The organism is Burkholderia arboris, from assembly GCF_902499125.1.
Classification (GTDB): domain Bacteria; phylum Pseudomonadota; class Gammaproteobacteria; order Burkholderiales; family Burkholderiaceae; genus Burkholderia; species Burkholderia arboris.
In genome coordinates this window covers 80,819-102,376 of sequence record NZ_CABVPX010000024.1, presented here as the reverse complement: position 1 = coordinate 102,376, position 21,558 = coordinate 80,819, and the positions used below count along the sequence as shown (strand labels likewise).

Sequence of the window (21,558 nt, the reverse complement as noted above, 5' to 3'; positions counted from 1 at the left end):
CCCCGATTCCTCCGATTCCTCCGATTCACCCGATTCACCCGATTCACCCGATTCACCCGTTTTCATCCGTTCGAGACCGTCGATGCAGATTCGCACCACACCGCTCCTGTCGCCGTCGATCGGCACGCAGCGCACGCTGACGAGCTTTCATTTCGGGCCGGCCGATGCCGGCCGCAAGATCTACCTGCAGGCCGCGCTGCACGCGGACGAGACGCCCGCGATGCTCGCGGCGTTCGTGCTGAAGCAGCGTCTCGCGCAGCTCGATGCCGAAGGCCGGCTCACGGCCGAGATCGTGCTCGTGCCGGTGTCGAACCCGGTCGGCCTCAATCATCATCTGCTCGGGCAGTTCATCGGCCGCTTCGACCTGGCGAGCGGCCGCAACTTCAATCGCGGCTTCCTGCCGCTCGCGGAGATCGCCGCGCGCTCGCGCGACCGGCTCGGCGACGACGGCGAGCGCAATCGCGCGATCGTGCGCGAATGCGTCGGCGCGGCGCTCGACGATATCGCGCCGCGCACCGAATTCGATGCGCTGCAGCTTGCGCTGCTGAAGCTGTCGCACGACGCCGACGTCGTGATCGACCTGCATTGCTCGCTCGAAGCGGTGATGCATGTGTACACGAGCGCTACCGCCTGGCCGGACATCGAGCCGCTCGCGCGTTATCTCGGCGCGGAAGTATCGCTGCTCGCCGAGGATTCGGGCGGGCACGCATTCGACGATGCGCATCACCTGCTGTGGTCGCGGTTGCGGCAGCATCTGCCGGAAGGCACGCCGATGGCGGCCGGCGCCGTGGCCGTGACGGTCGAGTGCCGCGGCCAGCGCGACGTGACGTATGAACATGCGCAGCGCGATGCCGGCGCGCTCGTCGACTATCTCGTCTGGCGCGGCGCGGTGCAAGGCGAACGCACGCCGCTGCCGCCGCTGGCCGCGCCGGCCACGCCGCTCGCGGGCAGCGAGCAGTTCTACGCGCCGGTGAGCGGGATTCTCGTGCACCGCGCGGCGATCGGCGCGACGATCCGCGCCGGCGATCCGCTGTTCGACATCGTCGATCCGCTGACGGATGCGATCACGACGATCTCGAGCGCGACCGACGGCGTGTTCTACATGCGCCGTGCGATCCGCTTCGTGACCGCCGGCGCACCGCTCGGCCGCGTGACGGGCACGGTGCCGGTGCGCACGGGGATGTTACTTGGGGCGTGAGCGGCGCGCGTGGAACCTGACCCGTACGAAACCGGCGAGAAATGTCGGGTTCCTCAAATAATCAATCGCCGCATGATGTCGGCTTGCGCCGGGTCGGCCGATTTCCCGCAGCCGGCGAGGCGGGCTGCATTGTCGGTGGGGACAATCATGATCTGCCGCGATTCCCCGCCGCCCGCTTGCCGGCCTTGCCGCGCGCCGTTGTCCTGCCGTTGCGCCCGCCCGCGTTCGAAAACATCTTCATGTCCCGCAGGATGCCGCGCAGCAGCGTATCGGCTGCCACCCCGAGCGTGCGGCCGGCCTTGACCAGCAGCCGCGCGTTGGCTGCCTCGAGCAGCGGATGGGCGACGGGAAGGGCGACGAGTTCTCCCGCCTCCAGTTCCTGATACGCGGCGAACGCGGCGAGCAGCGTGACGCCGCTGTTGCGCTTGACGAAGTGGCGCAGCACGGCGAGCGAGTTGGTGGTGAGCGTCGGGTGGAGCTGGATGTTCTCCGCGTAGGCGAGCATCTGCACTGCCTGTCCGAGACCGAACGCCGGCGGCATCAGCGCGAGTGGATATTCGGCGAGTTCGCGTACCGCGACTGGCCGGCCCCGCACGGCGAGCGGGTGCCCGGGATGCACGAGCGCCACCACGGGCTGCGGCGCGGTGGCGACGTACTCGATATCCGGATGCGCCGGGGGATTGTAGGCGAGGCCGATATGCGCGCGGCTCTCGGCGACTTCCTGGAGCAATTTGCTGACCGGCAGGAGATCGACGGTGACGTCGAGCTTCGGATAGCGCGCGCAGAAATCGGTGAGCACCTCGTCCATCAGGCAGTCGATATAGCCTTCGCTGGTGGCGATGCGGATCTGGCCGTGTTGCAGGCCGTGCAGCGCCTGCAGGCGGTCTTCGAACAGTTCCTGCTGGGAGCGGCAGCCGTGCCAGTACTCGAGCAGGTGCGCCGCGGCTTCGGTCGGCTGCACGCCGCGAGGCTGGCGCTCGAACAACGGGGCCCCGATTTCTTCCTCGAGCAAGCGGATCTGCCGCGTGATGACGGACGGTGACGTGTTGATGCTGTCGGCCGCGCCGCGGATGGAGCCGTGCGTCAGGACTTCATGGAAATAGCGCAGGCGGCGCTGGTTCAGTTCGCGCATGGTGTCGGTCCGTTGGCCGGTGAAGTGTTGCTCGTTGAGCAACGATAACTCGCTTAGGTTGCTCTTGCGCTGCTTTTTCGTCTCCTCGACGATTCGAACGGAGTCGAACATCGATGCGGGATTTGAAGCAATACGCCCTAAAGGAGAGCGCATGTCCGCCATTCCATCCCCTCAAGCCCCGGTCGCGCCCGACAGCCCGGCGCATCAGGCCCTGTACCGCAAACTGAACTGGCGCCTGCTGCCTTTTCTGCTGCTCTGCTACACGTTCGCCTATCTCGATCGCGTGAATATCGGGTTCGCCAAGCTTTCGATGCAGAGCGACCTGGGTATTTCCGATGCGGTGTACGGGCTGGGCGCGGGCATCTTCTTTCTCGGCTATGTGCTGTTCGAGATTCCGAGCAACCTGCTGCTGCCGCGGATCGGCGCACGCAAGACCATCAGCCGGATCATGGTGCTGTGGGGCCTGACGTCGGCCGGCATGATGTTCGTCCATGACGAGACCACGTTCTACGCGATGCGCTTCCTGCTCGGCGTGTTCGAGGCCGGCTTCGCGCCCGGGATGATCTTTTACCTGACCTACTGGTATGGCCAGCGCCGCATGGCCGGCGTGATGGCGGTCGTCATGCTCGCCGGCCCGATCGGCGGCGCCTTCGGTTCGCCGCTGTCGGCATGGCTGATGACCGGGCTGGCCGGTGCCCACGGCCTGGCAGGCTGGCAGTGGATGTTCGTCGTCGAAGGCCTGCCGTGCGTGCTGTTCGGCGTGCTCGCACTCAAGGTCCTGTCCGACCGGCCGGCCGACGCGAAGTGGCTGACCGACGACGAGAAGCGGATGCTCGCCGCCGAGCTGCACACCCCCGGCGCCGGTCATCGCTCGTTCGGACAGGTGTTGCGCGACCCGCGCGTGTACCTGCTGGCGTTCGCCTATTTCACGATCATCTGCGGGATCTACGCGGTGAGTTTCTGGCTGCCGTCGATCCTCAAGGCCGACGGCGTGACCGATACGATGCAGATCGGGCTGTACTCGATGATCCCGTACGTCTGCGCCGCGATCGCGATGGTCGTCATCGGCCGCCGGTCGGACCGCCGCGGCGAGCGCCGTTTCCACAGCGCGGTGCCGGCCCTGATCGGCGCGATCGCGCTGGCCGTGGCGACGACGGCCAACGGCAATCTCGTCATTTCACTGGTCGGCATGACGATCGCCACGTCGATGATCTGGGCCGCGTACACGGTGTTCTGGGCGATTCCGTCGCAATACCTGAAGGGCGACGCCGCCGCGGGCGGCATCGCGTTGATCAATACGATCGGCCTGATCGGCGGCTTCCTGAGCCCGACCATCATCGGTGCGATCCACTCGGCGACGGGCAGCATGGCAGCCGGCCTGCTGGTCATGGTCGCGCTGCTGGTCGCGGGCGCCGCGGTGCTCGTGGCGAACCGGCTTCCCGCGCCGCACGACGCATTGGCGACGGCGTGACGTCGCGCTCGCGCAAGCGTCCGCGACATCCATCGCGGTGCGGGACTGACGGCGCTTTGTGCCGGTGCATTGACTCATTACTTCCGGAGACACGTTTTTGAACACGCGCATTTTAATCGCCGGCTTTCAGCATGAAACCAATACGTTCGCGCCGTCGAAAGCCGCTTACGCAAACTTCGAGCGCGGCGAGGGCTTCCCGGCCATGGTGCGGGGCGACGACGTGCTCGCGCTGCGCGACGTCAACATTCCCGCGGGCGGATTCATCGTCGCGGCGGAACGGCGCGGCTGGACCCTGCTGCCGGTCATCTGGGCGGGCGCAAGCCCGTCGGCCCACGTGACCGAGGACGCGTTCGAGCGCATTGCCGGCGAAATCCTTGCGGCGGTTCGCAACGGAGGCTACGACGCCGTGTACCTCGACCTGCACGGCGCGATGGTCGCGGAGCATGCCGACGACGGCGAAGGCACGTTGCTGGAGCGCGTGCGCGCCGCGGTCGGCCCGGCCGTGCCGGTGGTCGCGTCGCTCGACCTGCATGCCAACGTCACCGCGAGGATGCTGCACGAGGCCGACGCGCTGGTCGCCTTCCGCACCTATCCGCATGTCGACATGGCCGAGACCGGCGAACGCGCGGCCGTGCTGCTCGAGCGCCTGCTCGTCTCGCGGGCGGCGGGCGGTCGCCCGCTGCATCGCGCGGCGCGCCGGCTGCCGTTCCTGATCCCGATCAACGGCATGTGCACGCTGCTCGAACCTTCGCGCGGCATGTATGCGCAGCTCGCGGCGCTGGAAACCGGGGCCGTGGCGTCGTTGTCGTTTGCGCCGGGTTTTCCGGCGGCCGATTTCCCGGAATGCGGCCCGGTCATCTGGGGTTACGGCGACGACGCCGTGTCGGCCGAGGCAGCCGTGCAGGCACTCTACGATAGGATGCTGGCGGACGAGGCCGCGTGGCAGGTGCCGTTCCTGTCGCCCGATGCCGCCGTGCTCGAAGCGATGCGGCTTGCCGAGGGGGCCGGCAAGCCGGTCGTCATCGCCGATACGCAGGACAACCCCGGCGCGGGCGGCGACTCGAACACGACGGGCATGCTGCGGGCGTTGCTGCGCAACGGCGCACGCGATGCGGCGATCGGCCTGATCTGGGATCCGGCGGCCGCGGCGGCGGCCCATCGCGCCGGGGTCGGTGCGTTCATCGAGGTGGCGCTCGGCGGTGTCTCCGGCGTGCCCGGCGACGAGCCGTACCACGCGCGTTTCGAGGTCGTGAACCTGTCCGACGGCATCTGCCGGTATGACGGCCCGATGATGAACGGCATGCGCGCGGATATCGGGCCGGTTGCCTGCCTGTGGATCGATGGCGTGCTGATCGTGGTGAGCAGCGGCAAGGCGCAGATGCTCGACCGCAATCTCTATCGCGTGGGCGGCGTCGAGCCGGAAGCGATGCGCATCCTCGTCAACAAAAGCTCCGTGCACTTTCGCGCCGATTTCCAGGGCATCGCCCACGCGGTGCTCGTTGCCGCGGCGCCGGGCCCGATGACAGCCGATCCGGCCGAGTTGCCATGGACCCGGCTGGCTCCGGGCATCCGGATGAAGCCGGCAGGAGCGGCATTCACCGGCAACGGTTGAAGCGCGGCACGCCGTCGACGCGTGGCCGGGCGGGCGCGATGTGCGCACCCGGCCACGTCGCTCAACCGCGCCGTGCAACCAGCTCCGATACCGTCTGCGCGGCCTGCTGCAGCGGCCCGAGAAACTCCTTCACCATCTGCTTCGCGGTATGCCGCTGCGCGTTGCCGCTGATGTTCATCGCCGCGATGATCTGCCCGCGCCGGTTGCGGATCGGCGCGGACAGCGACATCAGGCCCACTTCGAGTTCCTGGTCGACCACGGCCCAGCCCTGCTGGCGCACCTGCGCGATGGTCGCCTTCAGCTCGCCGAGATCCGTGATCGTGCGCGGCGTATGCGCGCGGATGCCGCTCTGCGCGAGCGTTTCGTCGAGCGCCGCGTCGTCGAGCGCGGACAGCAGCACGCGGCCCATCGACGTGCAGTACGCGGGCAGCCGGCTGCCGATCGACAGGTTGATCGTCATGATCTTGTGCGTCGGCACGCGCAGCACGTAGACGATCTCGGTGCGGTCGAGCACGGCCGCCGAGCAGCTTTCGTGGATCTGTGCCGACAACTGCTCCATCACCGGATCGGCGAGATTCCAGAACGGCATCGACGTGAGATACGCGAAGCCGAGCTCGAGGATCTTCGGCGTGAGCCGGAACAGCCGGCCGTCGGCTTCGACGTAGCCGAGCGTCTGCAGCGTGAGCAGGATCCGGCGCGCGCCCGCGCGCGTGAGCCCGGTGGCCGATGCGACCTCGGTGAGTGTCTGCTCGGGGCGTGCCGCGTCGAACGCGCGGATCACCGCGAGGCCGCGTGCGAACGACTGTACATAGGAGTCGCCGGGTTTCGTCTGAGTGTCTTCGGTTGTCATGAGCGCCTGGAATGTCGTGCAGCCGAGAAGATAGCGCATGGGGCCTGACACGCCAACCGCGCGGCGGACCGCGCGCTTGACAGGTCGTCCCTGCACTCCCTATGATGCGTTGAACGTTCGATACACGATCTTATGTTCGTATATAGAACATTTAAGCGCATCCCGGCGGGCAATGCAAGGGGCGCGCCCTGTTCATTTCCCAGCCTTCATGGGACCGGAGACACTGATGACCGAAGCTTTTCTGTGTGATGCGATCCGTACGCCGATCGGGCGTTACGGCGGCGCACTGTCCGGCGTGCGCGCCGACGATCTGGGCGCGGTGCCGCTCAAGGCGCTCGTCGAGCGCAACCGCGACGTCGACTGGACGGCGATCGACGACGTGATCTACGGCTGCGCGAACCAGGCCGGCGAGGACAACCGTAACGTCGCGCGCATGTCGGCGCTGCTCGCGGGCCTGCCGCAGGGCGTGCCGGGTTCGACGATCAACCGCCTGTGCGGTTCCGGGATGGATGCGGTCGGCGTGGCCGCGCGCGCGATCAAGTCGGGTGAAGCCGCGCTGATGGTTGCGGGCGGTGTCGAGAGCATGACGCGCGCGCCGTTCGTGATGGGCAAGGCCGCCAGCGCGTTCGCGCGTCAGGCCGACATTTACGATACGACGATCGGCTGGCGCTTCGTCAATCCGCTGATGAAACAGCTGCACGGCGTCGACTCGATGCCGGAGACGGCCGAGAACGTCGCGGTCGACTACAACATCAGCCGTGCGGATCAGGACCTGTTCGCACTGCGCAGCCAGCAAAAGGCCGCGCGGGCGCAGCAGGACGGCACGCTGGCCGATGAAATCGTGTCGGTCACGATTCCGCAGAAGAAGGGCGACCCGGTGGTCGTGTCGCGCGACGAACATCCGCGCGAGACGTCGCTCGAGACGCTCGCGAAGCTGAAGGGCGTCGTGCGCCCGGACGGCTCGGTGACGGCCGGCAACGCGTCGGGCGTCAACGACGGCGCCGCCGCGCTGCTGCTCGCGAACGAAGAAACCGCGAAGCGCTTCGGCCTGACGCCGCGTGCACGCGTGCTCGGGATCGCGACGGCTGGTGTGGCACCGCGCGTGATGGGCATCGGCCCGGCGCCGGCCACGCAGAAGCTGCTCGCGCGGCTCGGGATGACGATCGACCAGTTCGACGTGATCGAGCTGAACGAGGCATTCGCGTCGCAGGGCCTCGCGGTGCTGCGCATGCTGGGTGTCGCCGACGACGATCCGCGCGTGAATCCGAACGGCGGCGCGATCGCGCTCGGCCATCCGCTCGGCGCATCGGGCGCGCGTCTCGTGACGACCGCGATGTACCAGCTGCATCGCACGAACGGCCGCTTTGCGCTGTGCACGATGTGCATCGGCGTGGGTCAGGGCATCGCGATCGCGATCGAACGCGTCTGATCAGTGTGACGAGGTGAAGCGGCCGGACCTGTGCCGCTTGACTGCTGTTGCGCTTCGCAACGATGGGCGGCACGAGGATTCCCGTGCCGCCCATCGTCGTTAACCGGCTTCCGATAGCTGCCCGAGGCGCGCGTCGAGCGCGCCGATCTCGGTGTCCGCGAACACCTCGATGCCATGCTCGCGCAGCAACGCCGCCGTGACCCCGGTGCCCGCATGCCGCCGGTTCCCGAAACTCCCGTCGTAAATGAACGTGCTGCCGCACGACGGACTGCCGTCTGCGAGGATCGCGAAGCGGCAATCGTGCGCCTGCGCGATGGCCAGCGCGGTGTGCGCGCCGGAAACGAACGGCGCCGTCACGTCGGTGCCGTTCACGTCGACGATGCGTGCCCTGCCCGACAGAACCTGCGCTCCCGATTCGCCGCCGGCGATTTCGGCGGGCGGGCGCGGCACGCTGAAGCCGCCCGCCAGTTCCGGGCAGACGGGCACGAGACGCCCTTCACGCTGCCACCGTTCGAGCGCGTCGTGCGCGGCGGTCTTCGCCGAGCCGTTGTAACGGACCGGATGGCCGATCACGCACATGCTGACGAGAATCTTCGGCGTGGCTTGCGGTTGCGGGTCGTTCTTCAATGTCGTGCTCCGTGATGGCGGATGGCGGTTGAGGCAGAGCGGGAAATTCTACGCTTCACCCGCGTGCCGGGCGGTCAGGCCGCCGGTCCTTCCAGATGAATGTCCTCGGGCTCGAGCGCGTAAAGCTCGGGGTCGGGCGCCGGGCTGACCGTGAAGCCGAGCCGCAGGTAGAAGTCGATCGTGCGCTGCGACGGCGTGGCCGACACGTACAGGCGTTCGGCGCCCATCGCGCGCGCCTGCGCCCGGGCCGCGTGATAGAGCTGTTCGCCGAGCCCGCAGCCGCGCCAGTCGTGGCTCACGTGCAGGAACTTCAGTTGCAGCATGTCGCGTCGCGGGCCGAGCGGCCGGCTGTCGACGACGACCGCCGCGACGAGCCTCGCGCCGTCGAACCTGCCGAGAAACCAGCCGCCGCGATCATGGCAGTCGAGCAGGATCGGCGTGTAGTGGTCGGCTTCGCCGTCGGGCCAGCCGGCTACGTCGTAGAACTCCGGCACGCGGCGCAGCGTGCCGTCGCGCAGCACGTACAGGTGCTCGATGATCTCGCGCCGGTCGATGGTCCACACGAGCGGCACGTCGTCGCGCGCAAGGAGGCGGGCGGACAGCGCGTCGCGTTCGGCGGCTGTGCGGCGCATCATGCGGCCACCCGGTGCGCGGCGATCGCGTACATCAGCGGCAGGCGCGGCATGCCGTCGGGCGGCACCATCCGGTGGCCTTCGAGCTCGCGCATGCCGTCGAAACCCTTCCAGCCGTTCGCGTACGGATATTCGTTCAGGCGGTCGATCGCGAGCCCGGCCGACACGAGCGCATTCACCACGTCGCCGATGCCCCACATGAACTCGTAGCTCGGATGCGGGTTCGCGAAATCGACGACGCCCGGATGGTCGTGCTGCGTGCCGAGCCCCGTGCCGGAAGCCGCGACGTAATCGCCGACACCTGCGGGCTCCTCGGTCGCGTCGCCCTTGAAGTAGTCGTAGTGCGGCTGCCAGTGTTCGTCGAAATACAGCGCGAAAGGATGGAACTCGACCATCGCGAAGCGGCCGCCCGGCGCGAGCAGCGCGGCGATGCCGCGCGCCCATGCGGCCAGGTCCGACAGCCAGCAGATCGCGCCGTACGACGTGAACACGCGATCGAAGCGCTCGCCGCGCGCGGCGGCGTCGGGCATCCAGTCGAGCACGTCGGCGCGCTCGAACCGTGCGGGCAGCCCCGCATCGGCCGACAGTTGCCGCGCGAACGCGATCGCCTCGTCGGAGATGTCGACGCCGGTTGCGTCCGCGCCGTCGCGCACGAGGCTCAGCGTGTCCTGTCCCGCGTTGCATTGCAGATGCAGGAGCCTCAGGCCCGCGAGATCGCCGAGCAGTTCGCGCTCTTCCGGAAACAGCGTCGAGCCGCCGTTGCGGAAAAACGCGGCCTGATCGCCTTTGTGGCTGTTATGCGCGACCGTCGCCGTATTCCAGGACAGCCGATTCAGTTCGTGCAATGCCTTTTTCATTGAATTCGAATTACGGTGGAATGGGGCCGGATAGGCCAAATTGTCTCGCCGCGTGCAACGGATGCCGGCATTGTCAAGCGGTACGGGGCTTTGTGACAAGCGGATAAACGCGCGCGGAGATTATCGCCGGATTATTTGATCGAAATCATGGCAATGGCCCGATTGCATATTTTATGCGCGACAGGATTAAGGTTTTCCGACGAATTGCCGACAGTAAGGACGAGACCGTCGTAAAGCGATCAACCGTTTTTCGGCTACTGAGCGTGATATCAACGCGGCGCGGACAACAGATCCGCCTTTCGGAGCCTTGCATGCGCAATAACCAGCCCGTTACCCAACAGGAATTCGATTTTCCCGACGACGTCACGCTGATGTCGACGACCGATGCCGACAGCTATATCACCTACGCGAACACGACGTTCGCGCAGGTAAGCGGCTTCTCGAACGAGGAGCTGGTCGGCCAGCCGCACAATGCCGTGCGCCACCCCGACATGCCGCGCGAGGCGTTCGCCGACATGTGGGCGACACTCAAGCGCGGCGAGCCGTGGACCGCGCTCGTGAAGAACCGCCGCAAGAACGGCGATCACTACTGGGTGCGTGCGAACGCGATTCCGGTGATGCGCAACGGCGAGCCGCAGGGCTACATGTCGGTGCGCACGAAGGCGCCGAGCGACGAGACCGCGGCCGCCGACGCGCTGTATCGCGCGTTTCGCGAAGGCAAGGCCGGCCAGCGCCGGTTTCACAAGGGGCTCGTGATCCGCACCGGGCTGCTGCGCATCGCGTCGCTGCCGCAGACGATGTCGGTGCGCGCGCGCATTCATTCGGCGCTGTGCGTGCTGGCGCCGGCGGTCGTCGGCGCGGGCTGGGCATGCGGGCTGTCCGGCGGCGGGCTCGCGGTGTTTGCCGGCGTGACGGCCGGCGTGGCGGCCGCAGCGGGCTGGTGGCTCGACGCGCAGATCGTGCAACCACTGAAGCGGCTGCACGAGCAGGCGCTGAACGTCGCGACGGGTGAAAGCCGGCGCGGCGTGCGGATGAACCGCGTCGACGAGATCGGCATGACGCTGCGCACGATCAACCAGCTCGGGCTGATGTTCCGCTGGCTTGTCGACGACGTCAGCGAACAGGTGCACAACGTGCAGCGCGCGAGCAACGAGATCGCGCAGGGCAACAACGACCTGAGCGCACGCACCGAGCAGGCCGCATCGAGCGTGCAGGAGACGGCCGCCTCGATGGCCGAGATGACGGCGACCGTGTCGAGCAATGCGGAGACGGCGCTGCAGGCGAATCAGCTGTCGGTTTCCGCGAGCGACGCGGCCGAGCGCGGCGGGCAGGTGGTGAGCGAGGTCGTCACGACGATGAGCGACATCACCGACAGCTCGCGCAGAATCGCCGACATCATCGGCGTGATAGACGGCATTGCATTCCAGACCAACATTCTTGCGCTGAACGCGGCGGTCGAAGCCGCGCGTGCGGGCGAGCAGGGGCGCGGTTTCGCGGTGGTCGCGGGCGAGGTGCGCGCGCTCGCGCAGCGCAGTGCGAACGCGGCGAAGGAGATCAAGACGCTAATCGGCGCGAGCGTCGAGCGGGTCGAGTCGGGCGCGCGGCGCGTGGACGAGGCGGGCAGGACGATGGAGGATATCGTCACGCAGGTGAAGCGCGTGTCGGACCTGATCGCGGAGATCAGCTCGTCGACGGCCGAGCAGAGCACGGGTGTCGCGCAGGTGGATCAGGCGGTCGTGCACCTGGACAACATCACGCAGCAGAACGCGGCGCTCGTCGAGCAGAGCACGGCGGCGTCGGAGAGCCTGAAGCAGCAGGCGACGCGGCTGGTGGATGCGGTGAACGTGTTTCGGTGAGGGTCGGGGCGCGCACGCAATGTGCGCGCCCGATCAATGCATCATGGTTGACGCGTGCGATGCGCGTTCAGGTTTTTCGATTCAATTGGAATGCGCCAACGGATCGACGTTCCTGTTTCGGATTTTGTATTCACGCATTGAATTGAATAGCCGGAACGGAACGCGATAAATGGCGAAAAGACCGGAAAGCTGTCACTCGACTCAATTTATCTGTAGATCGACTGATGAGAAAGGCGGTGCGCCGCGGAATCAACGTATCCGATTTCAAATCATTCACGCTTGTCATCGGTCACCTTGGAGTCGGTGCTATTGCGAGCAACCGGGTAGGGTGAATGCGAATACACGGTGCCCGGATCGCGAGCGCTACACCACATCGAAGCGTCATTCGTGCCGCACGGCCAGTGGGAGTCAGTTGGATCGCGACGCGAACCTCGCTAGGCAATTGCGGTTCGCGGCGCGTCAGGTACGGCGACACCAACCGGCTGCGAACTCCCGAGCAGCATCAAAGCCGCTGTCAGTGGCGTTGAAGGGCGAATCACAAGAGCTTGGACAAACCTAAGAGCACGGTTGAGCAGGCTAGCGCCATCTTTTTTTTGTCCTGTTCCGACTTCGCAATGGACATCCGCTTGTTGAGACTTAGGACAGGTCCAATTTTTGGTCTGCGCTAAATTCGATTCGACAAAAAAGATTAAATGCTTCGGTGGCGCTTTATGCTAAATAGTTTTCGAATCGTATCGTTAAACAATTTTTTGAATAAGATTTTTATCATAAAAATATTGTGTCACATAAGTTGTCAAATACTGTTTCTCGTGACGCCATTTTTCATCTCAATATATAAATTTCAGCATCAAGCTGAATGGGTTTGATATTCTTAGTGCGATAAATTTCGAATGAAATTATTTTTATTGAGATTTCGGTTGGGATGAAATTGAATTCGGGCCGAGAATAATGAGATTGCCGTCGTGCAGATAGCAGCAATACTTCGTACCTTTGCATCCGCTCCGGTCGACTGGAGCACGCGACCGGTCGCTTTTCATTTCGGGAAAGAGCAACGCGCAGCCGGTCGTCTGAAGGCTGTCCGTCTCGCTGACGTCCGTGAACGGATGATGGCGGGCACTTGCGATTCCACGCGTGACGATCCGTCGTCCCGGTTGTTTCTCGAACGGCCAGTGTCGGTGTGCCTTACGAGCGACACGACCGGCGAACTGCCGGCTGGCTATGCCGGCCAGTTCGACACGCTGGCGGTGCAGCTCATCGATGAGCATGGTTGAGACCATGACCGACTCGTTTCTCGATCCTCGGCCGGTAGCGGCTACGCACGCCGATGGCACGGCCACGACAGCCGGCGCTCCCGACGCAACGGCATCGCGGTCCGCCCCGCCGCCTATCATCGTTGGCCGAACCCAAGGGCCGACGTTGTTCGACAAGGACAAGCGGCTCATCTGCGTCAAGCAACTGCCTTTGCCCGGCGTCGTCATCTTCGTCCACGGCGTCAACTCCGAGGGCGAATGGTTCAAGGCGTCCGAAGAGGGATTGTGCAAAGGCCTGAATCGTCGGCTGGGACGACTGGACGACCAGATGAAGTATCACGGTGTCGACGCCGGGCAGTTGACGCCTGCGAGGTACACCGAGAGCGTGACGCCGGAGGGGTTTCTCAATCCGAAGCTTTGGGCGGGAAACTATGTCAAATCTGATCCATCGTTTTCGCCCGTCATCCATTTTCGGTGGGGCTACAAGGCGACGCTGGATGAACTGAAGGAATACGGCGACAAGATCTTTCTCAACGAGAAGGATTATTGGGGAGGTGGCCCGTTTACCAATGGCTGTTCGAGCTTGCCCGATCTTTGGCACGGCGGCCTCGACGATCGAGCCATGGGCTGGATAACCGTGCAGGGCATCAACCCGACCAACCGGCCGCTGTATCGCGCGCCGCCGCGTGCGTATGGCGTGCTTGCCGCATTGCGGCTTGCCAAACTGATCGAGTCGATTCGAAAGATGCGCGCCGACGTGCCGATCACCGTCGTGTGCCACAGCCAGGGGAATATCGTCGGCCTCACGGGCGCGTTCTTCGGTGACGCGTTACCGGAAGTGGAAGATCCATGTGGGTGCGAGGGGCGATGCGTCGCGGATGCCTATGTGCTGGCCAACGCTCCTTATAGCCTGGCGAATAGTGAAGGCCCGCACAAATCCGACACGTTCATGGATACCTGGTCGCAACGTGCGACGAAGGATGCTGCGGGCAATCGTGGTCGACAGACCTACGCGGCGCGCACTCAAACGCTCCGCACTTTCTTGTCCCTGATCGGCAATCGCGCTGCCCATGAACCGTCGCCCGACACGGTCGATGCCGACATGGCGAATCACCGGGTATCGCCGACGAGCAACAAGTCGTATACCGCACTGGCCGACCGTGCGCGCCACGGCCTGAACGGATCGACGTACGGGCGCGTCACTGCATATTGCTGTCCGCACGATCAGGTGATCTCGGCGATCACCGTGCAGGGTATCGGTTGGCGCGGCATCGGCAAGCACGAACTGACGGATATCGGCGTACACGGCGTCCTGACGCAACGCGTGTTCGCTTCCGGTTTCGATGTCGGTGTGCAGGAGCGCTACCGCTATTGGGAAGACGACTGGCGGTACGGCAAGAAAGGCACGAAGAGGGGCTTCTGGTATCCGCCCTCGCCGCCGGCGAAGTTCAATCTGGTCGGTGCGCTCAAGGGGAATGAGTCGGTCTGGGGGATGGCGGCAACGCTGTTCTCGGCGCCGATCATGTTCGTCGCGACCGGGTTCAGTTCGGCAATGAACATGTTTCGCGTGAACGCCGATCCGCCGAAGGGTTGGGAGGTATTGGCGGACGCACCGGCGCTGGACGAGACGTTTCCGCCACAGGCGTTGAGGTTCGACAAGCCGATTCTGACCGAGGATGGCGAAGCAACCAGTACCTTCAACGAAGGCAACGATCCACTATCCGCATGGCGCGATGCGAGCAAGGCCGATGCGGACAAACAGGCCGACGATCCTTACGACCAATACAAGGCGAAGACCATGGACGGCGACGCTCACGGCACGGCCGAAAGTGAAGCCGGGCAGCGTTACGAGGACCGCGCCCTGCTGCGGATGGAGGCTCGCCGAACGTTGAACACGGAGTGGGTCGACAGCGATGGTCACGTCATCGGTGAGGACGGCAAAAGCGCTCTATCTGAAGGCTACAAGGAATGGCGCGACAAGCAGATCGTGGATTGGCTTGATCGCGGTACGACGAACAGCCCGACGAACCACTCGACGACGATGACCAACCCGGAGCATGCGGAAAAAGCGCTGGCGTATGACGTGGCGATTGGTCCGTGTTACCTGACGCCTGAACAAATGAAAGCGCTTCGAATTGAGGCAGACTGGCGAATGGGCAAAGGGATTTCCGACGGCAGTCTGGTAAATAAGTACTACGACTATTTTTCGCGCGGCGATATTGACCAACTTCCTATGCACCAGTGGATTCATATCGAAAACAGTGAAGGAAAGATGCCCACTTCAATCGTGGACGACCGCGAAGGCCAGTTCTATCTCAAGGTTGGGGGTTCGGGATGAGAGCAATCATCGCAACATGGCCGCGACGCATTGCCGTCACGGTCGTGGCATGGATAATCGCGACCCTGCTGATGGCCACTCTAATGGCATATGTAGAACAACCGGACCCGGCACACTTGAAAACAGGAGATTGGATGAAACGATTCGTAGTCGTGCCCGGCTTACTAGCGCTAATGGTGTTTTTACTCACCACGGCCATGACGCGTACCGCGCAAGCGGTGCCGCCGCCCGCTGCAGCGACTACCGCAGTCACTCACTCTGAAGTACCCGCAAGACCCTTCGTTGCACAGGTCGTCGGCCTGATTTGGCTAAATCCGTTGCAACGCAAAGACTATTCAACAGAGTGGCAAACGCTGTGGACGCAAGGGCTTGTTGCACCAAACAAAAACGACGACATGATGCGTACCGACCCGAAGTCGTTTACGACACTCCAATCAGTCGCTGGGATTGCCGACGGAAATGAAGGTACGGAGACATTCAAGGGTTTCTATCACAAATATATGTACGAATTCCCGCTTCTGTTACGTTCACGCTATGCGACAAACCCGAAGTATTTCTACACAGTGAGCCCTGATGATCGAAAAGACTGGCGGGAGCTGGCCGGTATTCGCGTAGAGCTTGCCATTCCTGAGCGGCTTGACGCGTCTGATTCTCAAAGCTACTTGCAAGACTCGATTCGAAAGACGTTTTCCATCGGTAATCCACATTTTCCGAAGGTATGGAGCCACAGCACACCCCCAGATGTGCAGATCACGCAAGGCGGCGCAAGCGCTGGCTTCACGTCGCTGAACAACGCGCTGGACTACCTGCAGGCGAACCCCGACAAGAGCGTATGGGTGATGAATTGGGACGCGCCGAGTTTCCCGCCCACCGATGCCCAGATCAACGAGAACCTCGTCGTGTTGTTCCTCGCTGGTCCGACCTTCAACACCGAGCGCGAACCACTCGCGTGGATCGGCAGGACTGCGACCGGCAACACCGATGCGTTTTCGCAAAAGACCGGTACAACACGAACGGTGCAAGCATGGAAGGCAACCATCGACCAGGCAGCACGCAACGCAGGGATCGCGACCCCAGATATCAAGTACGTCGTTCATGACGCCGGTGCCGGCAGCGATGTCGCATCGGCTCGTCTTGTCGGACTGTCGCAGACATTGACTGAAATCCTGCCCGAATACGACCACAAGAATCAGACGTTCAACACGGCAGCATTGCTCGGCGACATGGGAACCGGTAGCGCATTGACGGACGTCGTGCTGGCGATCGGCCGGATCAATCACTTCGGCGGTAACGCGTTGGTTGCTGGCACGACGGACCCGAAACATCCAGTCGCTGTCGTAGTGACGCCCCCGTCGAAACTCACACCGATCGATCCGGACAAGGACTGGTTTCGCGCGCGCGGCGAAAACAACGCTTACCTGCCGTGGTGGGGGCGTCGTCACGACACCAACTACGGGATGCAGGGCTATTCGTGGTGATGGCGGGGGACGTCGCACACAGGTTGCGCGCGGACCGCTCCTGAACGGGATCGAAGCGAAACGCTCGATTCAGCAGCTTGCCGCGGAACGAGCAATGAGGCGTGAACGAAATTCGCGAACGGTGTGACGTTCCGCCTGGGCGGCAGCGAATTCGCATATGGGGAACCGGAAGACTTCGAAAGTAGCACTGCGAGATGACGCGGGCACAACGGAGAGGGACGCCGGCCCGCGTCGGACCGCCCGGTTCCGGCCGGGCGGTCAGGGCCTGTCGCCGAAGCGGCAGGCCCTGAACCGTCAGACGGCCAGGCAGAGGTACTTGATCACGACGTAGTCGTCGATGCCGTAGTGCGAGCCTTCGCGGCCGAGGCCCGATTGCTTGACGCCGCCGAACGGCGCGACTTCGTTCGAGATCAGCCCCGTGTTCACGCCGACCATCCCGTATTCGAGCGCTTCCGCCACCTTCCACACGCGGCCGATGTCGCGGCTGAAGAAGTAGGCGGCCAGGCCGAACTCGGTGTCGTTCGCGAGACCGATCACTTCTTCGTCGCTGCCGAACTTGAACAGCGGCGCGAGCGGCCCGAACGTCTCTTCCTTCGCGACCTTCATCGCCGGCGTGACGCCCGTCAGCACGGTCGGCTCGAAGAAGCCGTGGCCGAGCGCGTGGCGCTTGCCGCCCGTCACGACGGTCGCACCCTTCGCGAGTGCATCCTCGATGTGCGCCTCGACCTTCAGCACGGCCGCTTCGTTGATCAGCGGTCCTTGCGTGACGCCCGGCTCCGTGCCGCGGCCGACCTTCAGCTGGCCGACGGCTGCCGCGAGCTTCTGCGCGAACTGGTCGTACACGGCTTCATGCACGTAGAAGCGGTTCGTGCACACGCAGGTCTGGCCGCTGTTGCGGTACTTCGACGCGATCGCGCCCTGCACGGCCGCATCGAGGTCGGCGTCGTCGAACACGATGAACGGCGCGTTGCCGCCGAGCTCCAGCGACACCTTCTTGACCGTCGCCGCGCATTGCGCCATCAGCAGGCGGCCGACCGGCGTCGAGCCGGTGAACGACAGCTTGCGCACGATCGGGTTCGACGTCAGTTCGCCGCCGATCGCCTTCGGGTCGCCCGTGACGACGCTGAACACGCCGGCCGGCACGCCCGCGCGCTCGGCCAGCACGGCCATCGCGAGTGCGGAGAACGGCGTCGCTTCCGCCGGCTTCACGACGATCGGGCAGCCTGCCGCGAGTGCCGGGCCGACCTTGCGCGTGATCATCGCCGCCGGGAAATTCCACGGCGTGATTGCCGCGCACACGCCGATCGCTTCCTTCGTCACGACGATGCGCTTGTCGCTCGCCGGCGTCGGGATCGTGTCGCCGTACACGCGCTTGCCTTCTTCCGCGAACCACTCGAGGAACGATGCGGCGTAGCCGATCTCGCCCTTCGCTTCGGCCAGCGACTTGCCTTGCTCGGTCGTCAGGATCAGCGCGAGGTCGTCGGCGTTTTCCATCATCAGGTCGTGCCACTTGCGCAGGATGACCGCGCGTTCCTTCGCGGTCTTCTTGCGCCACGCCGGCCATGCGGCGTTCGCGGCGTCGATCGCGTGACGCGTCTCGGCCGTGCCCATTGCCGGCACGGTGCCGAGCAGGCCGCCCGTCGCCGGGTTGCGGACTTCGAACGTCTCGCCGTTCGTTGCGCCTTGCCATTCGCCATTGACGTACGCCTGCTGGCGGAACAGCGACGGATCTTTCAGTGCCAGGGTTTCCTGAACGGTGCTCATATGCATCGCCTGCTTTGAAAAGGACGGATAAGGACGGAAGAAAACGGCCGCTGCCGTCTTCACGACGGCGGCGGCGCATTCAGTTGACGTGGACGGGAACTCAGGCCGGCACGCCGACCGTTTCCTTCAGCACTTCCTCGAGGACCACGAGCGCTTCGTCGAACACGGCCTGCGTGATCGTCAGCGGGAACAGGAAGCGCACGACGTTCGAGTACACGCCGCACACGAGCAGCAGCAGGCCGCGCTCGAGCGCACGCGTCTGCACACGCTTCGTGAACTCGGCATCCGGCTCGCCCGAACCCGGCTTCAGAAACTCGACCGCGATCATCGCGCCCGGGCCGCGCACGTCGGCGATCTGCGGCACGTCGGCCTGCAGCGAATTCAGCTTCGCCTTCAGCACGTCGCCGAGTTGCGTCGCGCGGTCGCACAGCTTCTCTTCGTCGATGATCTCGAGCACCGCATGTGCCGATGCGACGGCCAGCGGGTTGCCCGCGTACGTGCCGCCGAGGCCGCCGGGCGCTGCCGCGTCCATCACGTCCGCACGGCCGACGACGCCCGACAGCGGCATGCCGCCTGCCAGGCTCTTCGCCATCGTGATCAGGTCGGCCAGCACGTCGTAGTGCTGCATCGCGAACAGCTTGCCGGTACGCGCGAAGCCCGTCTGGACTTCGTCGGCGATCAGCAGGATGCCGTGTTCGTTACAGATCTTGCGCAGGGCGCGCACGAATTCGGCCGGCGCCGGGTTGAAGCCGCCTTCGCCCTGGACCGGTTCGAAGATGATCGCGGCAACGCGCTTCGGATCGATGTCGGCCTTGAACAGCATCTCGATCGCCTTGATCGAGTCGGCCGTCGTCACGCCGTGCACCGCGTTCGGGTACGGGGCGTGGAACACGTCGCCCGGGAACGGGCCGAAGTTCAGCTTGTACGGGGCGACCTTGCCGGTCAGCGCCATGCCCATCATCGTGCGGCCGTGGAAGCCGCCCGAGAACGCGATGACGCCCGGGCGGCCGGTCGCTGCACGCGCGATCTTGATCGCGTTCTCGACGGCTTCGGCGCCGGTCGTGAAGAACGCGGTCTTCTTCGGGAAGTCGCCCGGCGCGCGGTCGTTGATCTTCTCGGCCAGTTCGACGTACGACGCGTACGGGACGATCTGGTAAGCGGTGTGCGTGAAGTTGTTCAGTTGATCCGCGATCGCCTTGACGATCTTCGGGTGGCGGTGGCCCGTGTTCAGCACCGCGATGCCGGCGGCGAAATCGATGAAGCGGCGGCCTTCGACATCCCACAGTTCCGCGTTCTCGGCGCGGGCTGCGTAGAAATCGCACATCACGCCGACGCCGCGCGGGGTGGCGGCGTTCTTGCGGGCCTGCAGGTCGGCATTCTTCACGGTCATCTCCTTGATGTTCTTTCCGGTGAGTAGAAAATCGGGCGCCTTGGCAGCCCATGCAGGGGACTATAATCACATTTGGCTCTGACAATCAGAGCCATTTCAATAAATATTCAGGAGCCAATCATGCGCGCGAGCGTGTTGTCGGACTGGCTGGCGCAGCGCCTCGTGCGCGGCGGCGAGCAGCCGATCTACCGGCAGCTTCACCGGCTGCTGCAACAGGCGATCCTGTCGCGCGAACTGCCGGCCGGCACGCGCGTGCCGTCGTCGCGGCTGCTGGCCGCCGAGCTCGGAATCGCGCGCAACACGGTCACGCAGGTTTACGAACAGCTTGCGCTCGAAGGCTATGTGAACTCGGCGACCGGCCGCGGCACGTTCGTCGCCGACAGCGCGCCGGACGAGATCGTCGGCGCAACGCCCGACGCGGCGGCCGGCCCGGCCGTCGTGGTGCCGTCCACGCGGCGGCTGTCGGCGCGGGGTTCGCGGCTGGTCGACGGCGCCGGCGTATCGAAGCGCCAGGGCGGCGCGTTCATGCCGGGCGTGCCCGATGTGTCGCGATTTCCGGCACGCGTATGGACGCGGCTGCACAACAAGTACTGGCGGCGCCTGCGCCCCGACCTGCTGACCTACGCGCCGGGCGGCGGGCTCGCGCTGCTGCGCGAGACGCTGGCCGACTACCTGCGCACGTCGCGCTCGGTGCGCTGCACGCCCGAGCAGATCGTGATCACCACCGGCATCCACCAGTCGATCGACCTCGCGGTGCGGCTGCTGACCGATCCGGGCGACGCGATCTGGACCGAGGACCCGTGCTACTGGGGCGTGCGCAGCGTGCTGAACGTGTCGGGGCTGACCACGCGGCCGATTCCGGTCGACGACGAAGGCATTGCGCCGTCGGCCGCCGATCTCGCCGAACCGCCGAAGCTGATGCTCGTCACGCCGTCGCACCAGTATCCGCTCGGGATGGTGATGAGCCTCGCGCGGCGCCGGATGCTGCTCGAATACGCGCGCCAGCACGGCTGCTGGATCATCGAGGACGATTACGACAGCGAATTCCGCTACGGCAGCCGGCCGCTTGCGTCGCTGCAGGGCCTTGATACGGCCGGGCAGGTGATCTATGTCGGCAGTTTCGGCAAGACGCTGTTCCCGGGGCTGCGGGTCGGCTATCTCGTCGCGCCGGAGCCGCTCGCGGAAAGCTTCGCGACCGCGAGCGCCGAGCTGTATCGCGAAGGGCAGTTGCTGCAGCAGGCCGTGCTCGCCGAATTCATCGCGGAGGGGCACTTCGTGTCGCATATCCGCAAGATGCGCACGCTGTACGGGCAGCGCCGCGAGGTGCTGCTCGACGCGGTCGCGCACCGCTACGGCGACACGCTGCAGGCGCTCGGCAGCGATGCGGGGCTGCATCTCGTCACGCAGCTGCCGGAGGGCGTCGACGATCGCGCGGTTGCGCAGGCCGCGCTCGAACGCAACATCGTCGTGCGGCCGCTGTCCGGTTACTACGCGGATCGCGCGCGCGCGGCGTCGGGGTTGCTGCTCGGCTATGCGTGCGTGCCGGAGGACGAGATCGCGACCGCGTTTGCGACGCTCGCCGAGGCGATCGACGAGCGGGCGTTCGGCAAGGTGATCGAGGTGGCCTGAGCGGCACATGCCGCTGCCGTATCGCGCGGGTATGGCCGTCGTTGT

Annotated in this window: 16 protein-coding genes; 8 read left to right on the top strand and 8 right to left on the bottom strand. The window is 65.1% G+C overall.

Annotation, left to right across the window (positions count from 1 at the left end):
• Window positions 1-82: 82 nt before the first annotated feature.
• Window positions 83-1,198 carry a succinylglutamate desuccinylase/aspartoacylase family protein gene (locus tag BLA15945_RS26085; protein WP_174993745.1) on the top strand — a complete coding sequence of 372 codons (1,116 nt, stop codon included), beginning with the start codon at window positions 83-85 and terminating at the stop codon, window positions 1,196-1,198.
• A 145-nt stretch (window positions 1,199-1,343) separates the two neighbouring features.
• On the opposite strand, the gene BLA15945_RS26080 is transcribed toward BLA15945_RS26085, so the two are convergent.
• A complete protein-coding gene (locus tag BLA15945_RS26080) occupies window positions 1,344-2,330 on the bottom strand; it encodes a LysR family transcriptional regulator (protein WP_059240888.1) in 987 nt (328 codons plus the stop codon).
• 151 nt (window positions 2,331-2,481) lie between these two features.
• Here BLA15945_RS26080 and BLA15945_RS26075 point away from each other — a divergent pair, with 151 nt between their 5' ends.
• Window positions 2,482-3,801, top strand: coding sequence for an MFS transporter (locus tag BLA15945_RS26075; protein WP_059238750.1), 1,320 nt, complete (start codon window positions 2,482-2,484; stop codon window positions 3,799-3,801).
• Window positions 3,802-3,898: 97 nt separating this feature from the next.
• The gene (locus tag BLA15945_RS26070) at window positions 3,899-5,413 is read left to right on the top strand and encodes a M81 family metallopeptidase (protein WP_174993744.1); all 1,515 of its coding nucleotides are present in this window, start codon (window positions 3,899-3,901) and stop codon (window positions 5,411-5,413) included.
• Window positions 5,414-5,474: 61 nt separating this feature from the next.
• Here the strand turns inward: BLA15945_RS26070 and BLA15945_RS26065 are convergent, their stop codons facing one another.
• Complete coding sequence (locus BLA15945_RS26065; protein ID WP_059240889.1) at window positions 5,475-6,263, bottom strand: IclR family transcriptional regulator; 789 nt, start codon at window positions 6,261-6,263, stop codon at window positions 5,475-5,477.
• Window positions 6,264-6,489: 226 nt separating this feature from the next.
• Between BLA15945_RS26065 and pcaF the strand changes: the two genes are divergently transcribed.
• Window positions 6,490-7,692, top strand: coding sequence for a 3-oxoadipyl-CoA thiolase (pcaF, locus tag BLA15945_RS26060; RefSeq protein WP_059238754.1), 1,203 nt, complete (start codon window positions 6,490-6,492; stop codon window positions 7,690-7,692).
• A gap of 99 nt (window positions 7,693-7,791) precedes the next feature.
• Here pcaF and BLA15945_RS26055 read toward each other — a convergent pair whose 3' ends face one another.
• The 3 genes from BLA15945_RS26055 to BLA15945_RS26045 all read right to left on the bottom strand — a co-directional run bounded on the left by BLA15945_RS26055 (window position 7,792) and on the right by BLA15945_RS26045 (window position 9,808).
• The gene (locus BLA15945_RS26055) at window positions 7,792-8,271 is read right to left on the bottom strand and encodes a DUF523 domain-containing protein (RefSeq protein ID WP_407045115.1); all 480 of its coding nucleotides are present in this window, start codon (window positions 8,269-8,271) and stop codon (window positions 7,792-7,794) included.
• 122 nt (window positions 8,272-8,393) lie between these two features.
• Window positions 8,394-8,954 carry a GNAT family N-acetyltransferase gene (locus BLA15945_RS26050; protein WP_174993742.1) on the bottom strand — a complete coding sequence of 187 codons (561 nt, stop codon included), beginning with the start codon at window positions 8,952-8,954 and terminating at the stop codon, window positions 8,394-8,396.
• Window positions 8,951-9,808: a class I SAM-dependent methyltransferase gene (locus tag BLA15945_RS26045; RefSeq protein WP_174993741.1), complete on the bottom strand. Its 858-nt coding sequence runs from the start codon at window positions 9,806-9,808 to the stop codon at window positions 8,951-8,953. The genes BLA15945_RS26050 and BLA15945_RS26045 overlap by 4 nt, the downstream gene beginning before the upstream one ends.
• Before the next feature lie 311 nt (window positions 9,809-10,119).
• Here BLA15945_RS26045 and BLA15945_RS26040 point away from each other — a divergent pair, with 311 nt between their 5' ends.
• Entirely contained in the window at window positions 10,120-11,664 is a 1,545-nt protein-coding gene (locus BLA15945_RS26040) for a methyl-accepting chemotaxis protein (RefSeq protein ID WP_174993740.1), read from the top strand.
• Window positions 11,665-12,566: 902 nt separating this feature from the next.
• Here the strand turns inward: BLA15945_RS26040 and BLA15945_RS26035 are convergent.
• On the bottom strand, window positions 12,567-12,941 hold the full coding sequence (locus BLA15945_RS26035; protein WP_174993739.1) for a hypothetical protein: 375 nt from the start codon (window positions 12,939-12,941) through the stop codon (window positions 12,567-12,569).
• Between BLA15945_RS26035 and BLA15945_RS26030 the strand changes: the two genes are divergently transcribed.
• The gene (locus BLA15945_RS26030) at window positions 12,940-15,252 is read left to right on the top strand and encodes a T6SS effector phospholipase Tle3 domain-containing protein (RefSeq protein WP_174993738.1); all 2,313 of its coding nucleotides are present in this window, start codon (window positions 12,940-12,942) and stop codon (window positions 15,250-15,252) included. The genes BLA15945_RS26035 and BLA15945_RS26030 overlap by 2 nt on opposite strands.
• 134 nt (window positions 15,253-15,386) lie before the next feature.
• Window positions 15,387-16,730: a virulence factor gene (locus BLA15945_RS26025; protein WP_233464299.1), complete on the top strand. Its 1,344-nt coding sequence runs from the start codon at window positions 15,387-15,389 to the stop codon at window positions 16,728-16,730.
• A gap of 294 nt (window positions 16,731-17,024) precedes the next feature.
• Here the strand turns inward: BLA15945_RS26025 and gabD are convergent, their stop codons facing one another.
• Window positions 17,025-18,494, bottom strand: a complete 1,470-nt coding sequence (gene gabD, locus BLA15945_RS26020; RefSeq protein WP_174993736.1) for an NADP-dependent succinate-semialdehyde dehydrogenase — start codon at window positions 18,492-18,494, stop codon at window positions 17,025-17,027.
• Window positions 18,495-18,594: 100 nt separating this feature from the next.
• A complete protein-coding gene (locus tag BLA15945_RS26015) occupies window positions 18,595-19,884 on the bottom strand; it encodes a 4-aminobutyrate--2-oxoglutarate transaminase (RefSeq protein ID WP_174993735.1) in 1,290 nt (429 codons plus the stop codon).
• Window positions 19,885-20,004: 120 nt separating this feature from the next.
• Between BLA15945_RS26015 and pdxR the strand changes: the two genes are divergently transcribed.
• Window positions 20,005-21,513: a MocR-like pyridoxine biosynthesis transcription factor PdxR gene (pdxR, locus tag BLA15945_RS26010; protein ID WP_174993734.1), complete on the top strand. Its 1,509-nt coding sequence runs from the start codon at window positions 20,005-20,007 to the stop codon at window positions 21,511-21,513.
• The last annotated feature ends 45 nt before the right edge of the window (window positions 21,514-21,558 follow it).